A 4,154-nucleotide genomic window follows, 5' to 3' on the forward strand; every position below is an offset into this window, starting at 1 on the left:
CCCCATCAAACTCTCATGATCCCGGGCAGAAATAGGTTGTTTCACATCCAGCAGGTTCCGGTATGCATTCCCACGCGGAGCATGGGAACGAGGTTGTGCGTTGTATGGGTATTAGCGCTTTTCTAGGAGGCTTTGCCACTGAAAAAATCAGCGAGCACTTCTCGTGTTTCCTCCAGGGGAAATGAATTCCTCAGATCCGTTGCAATGATGGGTGACAGCAGCTGCCAGGTATCTTTATCGAAGTACTTTCCTTGTTTGATATTCTGCGGATAAAAAGTCCTTTCCTTATGTTCATCAATATACTGCACAATATCTTTCAGAAAGCGCAGGGTTGCGACGGTATCCGGAATTAACTCTGACTCTGCCCAACGACTGACTTCCATTTGCGAACCGGGATCTGCCCCCCACTGGTCAAAGTGGTTCATCAGCCTGCTTTCCTGACTTGAAAAACCATGGCTGAGCAACTGCCGGAAAATATTTTTATAGTTTTCCTGCCATTTCTGGGGATGTGTCACCAGCTGAAACACTAAAACTGACAAATCGTCATGGTTCAGTGAATGAGAATGGGCGCTCATTAACAAGGCATCCAGCGATTTACAGTAGAGGTCTAAGTCATACCAATCGGAAAAGCTGTGTAGCAGCTTGGTAAACGACACCATCAAATGACTGACCCTGTCCATGGTTCCGGTATTACCAGCAGGTAATGCGTCAAGCCAGATATCCTTGACCAGACGGAAGAAGACCGGAAAATCCAGATACATGTCTTTCTTGATTAACTGAACATCGGGAGGAGGATTTTTAATCAGGTCCCGAATTTGCTGGGAATACTCGCCAAAGATCTGCTGAAATTCCTCTTGAGAAAGACCCTCAAGATCTTTTAGATCAGAAATTTCAATAGGAAAAGGAATATCATCGCGAAGGCGCCATTTAGGACCATGGTGATAAGAATCATACAGGCGACTGACATCGGTGGCAGACGTGAAGTCACACAAAAACCTTCTGCTATTCATGCCAACCGGCAAAGTCGGCCAGTAATAGCGGATAAAGGTTGCCGACTCCTTCAGGGACTCTGGCCACTGGCTGACAATGCGGGCCACTTTTTGCTTGTCTGGCCAGGCTGATGAGTAATGGTTGTCAATTTCGCTCATCACACTTTCATTTATTGACCTGGCGAACTCCTTGACCTCTCTGGCCAAAGAGGCTTTAGCCTTGAGGCCGGGAGTGTCGGTGATCGCCTGAGTAACGGGAACAAATGTGGTGGTGATGTCCACACGTTTGTCGGCAAGCACCTGAAGAGTCTGATCCATCGACGGTATGATTGCCCGTTCATGCAGTTCCTTTTCTGCGTCTGAAATATCCCGCTCAGAATACCCCTGAATCTTCAGTTGATCGCGCTCCAATAAGGCAATAGTCGTGCGCCGGGAATCGAAGGTTGCTACTGCTGCTGCAGAGGTTGGGCAGGAAGCATCCTTACTTGCCGAAAATGACACTTGATCGACAGCACCGTCGACAACAGGGTGCGAGGCGGGTGGTAGTGACGGGAAGGGATTAGCCATGAAAACTCCTGATTAAGGGTGAACAGCGCTATTGTCGGCATGAATTAAATAAATGATGAACTTATTGACAGATGGGTCAGATTTAAGTTCCCTGAATTAATGTCTGATATGGCCCGGGCATAGCTTGCTTTGTATTTACCGGAAAGCTTGAGCGAAAACTTGATGGGTAAGTGATGCAGTTTCTTGTGACATTGGTGCAGGAAGTTGACAACACTTTGGTACCAGAATTCCTCTTCTTGATGCATGAATTCCTATGACAAAGATCGCCAGCAAACAACGCAAAGTGTCCCGCAAAACTCAGGCCAGAAGTCTCGAGCGGAGAAATACCATTCTCACGGTTGCCCTGGACTGGAACTGTTGGAAGAGAGCGCTATCAATGAGCTTTCACTGTACCAGGTGGCGGAAAAAGCCGGGATTCCTCCATCATCTGTCTATCACTGATGGCATGGCCCGTGAGGGCTACACCTATCTGGAGTTTATCGGGGGGAGCCTGCAGTGATGTTTTTTGAAGGCTCGGAAAAGAAAATAGAGATGGTCACCAGCCCGGAATGGGTTTCCCTGAGAGCCCTGGGCAGAAGCTTCTGGGCAGAAATGGTAGCCAGAGCCCGGGCAGACATTCTGGCCGTCCTCAGCAACGAACACTGTGACGCTTATCTATTGTCGGAGTCCAGCCTGTTTGTCTGGCATGACCGGTTTCTGATGCTTACCTGTGGCACCACTACCCTGGTGGATGCAGCCCTCTACTTCTTTGAACAGATGCCTCCGGAGCATATCCGCTGTGCCAGATTCCAGCGCAAAAATGAGTACCAGCCCCATCTTCAGAAGACTTCCTTTATGGACGACATTGACCGACTGAGCCAGCGTGTGTCCGGTTGTGCCTTTCGTCTGGGTTATCTGGATGGCCATCATAATTATGTATTCCATCTGGACAAACCCTATGAGCCAGCGATTGATGACACCAGCAGCGAATTGCTGATGTATCATATCAAGGGAAAAAATGCCGACTACCTTTGCAGTGAGTACCAGAGGATTAAAGACATTCGTCGCTTGCTTAAACTGCACCAGCTGTTCCCGGACTTTGCCCTGAGCGACTGGCTGTTCAAACCCTGTGGTTACTCCATGAATGCTATTCGGGATAACCGCTATGCCACCATTCATATCACACCACATAAAAACAGTTCATACGTCAGTTTTGCTACCAACCTTGATCTGGCCAACTCCCCGATTGTTCCCATACTGCTGAAACAGCTGAATCCGGGCTGCTGGGATCTGATCGGTTTTAACTCCCGGTGGCCGGAAAAAGTGCTGCCGAAAAATACGCCATACCAGTGCCTTTCAACCTGTGAGATTCAATTAAGCTGTGGCTATCGTATGGGCTTCAATCATTTCCAACACTCAGATCACAGAAAAGTTCAGGCAGAAAAATTATGACGAGAAACGCAACTGGCAGTTGAATTTACAGATTTGTTCTGTTCAAACTATTTTTACATTCCTGAACAGCTGCATTCACTTTTGACAGCATGCCCTGCAGTGAGTCATCGGCTTTGATCAGTGGACCAAGAGGACCTCTGTCAATGCTGGATAACAGCGTATCCAAAGCATCCACATGATCCTTCATTTGTGCTGTCTCATGTTCTGGAACAGGATCAGGTAAACAACTTAACCTATCTAACGGAGCATAGCTTTCAAAGTTCTGTTTAATCGTTTCTAAATTAGCCATTTGGGAAGTAGCATGCTTCCGCTGCTCTGCAGGCTCATCATTCCGCTGGCGATACAGATCTTCCAGCAACTGAATCTTTACAGATTTATCATGTTGCTGGTGATCATCAATAACCGATTGGTCTGCGTGTAAAAGTTCTGCCGATTCCAAAAAGATTTGTTCATCAAATGGTTCTTTAGTTTTAAGAATATCCAAATTTTTCCTGAGAATAGACGAGCAGCGAGACATTGAGCTAAGCAGCAACATTCGATGAAGAGCTCCAAAAACTTCTATATACCCATTTTCCAATGAAATCTGACACTTCACCAGTTTATCCGGAGGGAGTCGCAAGCCATTATCCGGGCTTGCTTCAACAGCAACAGCCGCCGATCTCATTTTAGTAACCGAATCCGAGCCTTGGTATGCCGGGCCTGGAGAATGATGGGTAGAAAAATCATGGGGAGGAGTATTGTCAGCAGTGCGACCGAGCCAACTGCCAGAACCAGAAGATACTGTATTATCTTGAGCAGCTCCCAAGCTATTTTGTTGAGCAGCTCCCACGCCATTTTTGGTATTTATTGGATTTCCAGAAATCATCAATTACTTACCGTTAATGCAGTGATAGAGTATTTTTGGAGTGTATAAATGTTAAAAAGTTTCATTTATAAAAAATAAATTTGGAGTAAACGACTTATTTTGATCGCAACGATATTCAATCAACATTGACCCTCTGCGGATTTATTCTCCCAATGAGGCCCGCGAACCTATTGATGATGTATCCAGACCAAGGGAGGAACCGTCGAAGCCAGTCAACTTACAATGAAGAATTCACGGGGTCTCCTGGAAACCGCTCCTAAAAACTTGCTCAAACCTACTCAAAGTTATCTAAACCTGAGCAT

4 protein-coding genes are annotated in these 4,154 nt (G+C 46.5%); 2 read left to right on the top strand and 2 right to left on the bottom strand.

The annotated features are described in order from the left end of the window. Positions 1 to 122: 122 nt before the first annotated feature. Positions 123 to 1,556, bottom strand: coding sequence for a hypothetical protein (locus tag KDK15_RS02995; protein ID WP_257293884.1), 1,434 nt, complete (start codon positions 1,554 to 1,556; stop codon positions 123 to 125). Between the two features lie 253 nt (positions 1,557 to 1,809). Here KDK15_RS02995 and KDK15_RS03000 point away from each other — a divergent pair, with 253 nt between their 5' ends. Together KDK15_RS03000 and KDK15_RS03005 are read left to right on the top strand one after the other, a co-directional pair. Beyond that, a complete protein-coding gene (locus tag KDK15_RS03000) occupies positions 1,810 to 2,055 on the top strand; it encodes a hypothetical protein (RefSeq protein ID WP_257293885.1) in 246 nt (81 codons plus the stop codon). Continuing rightward, positions 2,055 to 2,987, top strand: a complete 933-nt coding sequence (locus KDK15_RS03005; RefSeq protein WP_257293886.1) for an S-adenosylmethionine decarboxylase proenzyme — start codon at positions 2,055 to 2,057, stop codon at positions 2,985 to 2,987. The genes KDK15_RS03000 and KDK15_RS03005 overlap by 1 nt, the downstream gene beginning before the upstream one ends. A gap of 25 nt (positions 2,988 to 3,012) precedes the next feature. On the opposite strand, the gene KDK15_RS03010 is transcribed toward KDK15_RS03005, so the two are convergent. Next, a complete protein-coding gene (locus tag KDK15_RS03010) occupies positions 3,013 to 3,852 on the bottom strand; it encodes a hypothetical protein (RefSeq protein WP_257293887.1) in 840 nt (279 codons plus the stop codon). Positions 3,853 to 4,154 lie beyond the last annotated feature (302 nt).

It is taken from the genome of Endozoicomonas sp. YOMI1, from assembly GCF_024606345.1.
Taxonomy (GTDB): domain Bacteria; phylum Pseudomonadota; class Gammaproteobacteria; order Pseudomonadales; family Endozoicomonadaceae; genus Endozoicomonas.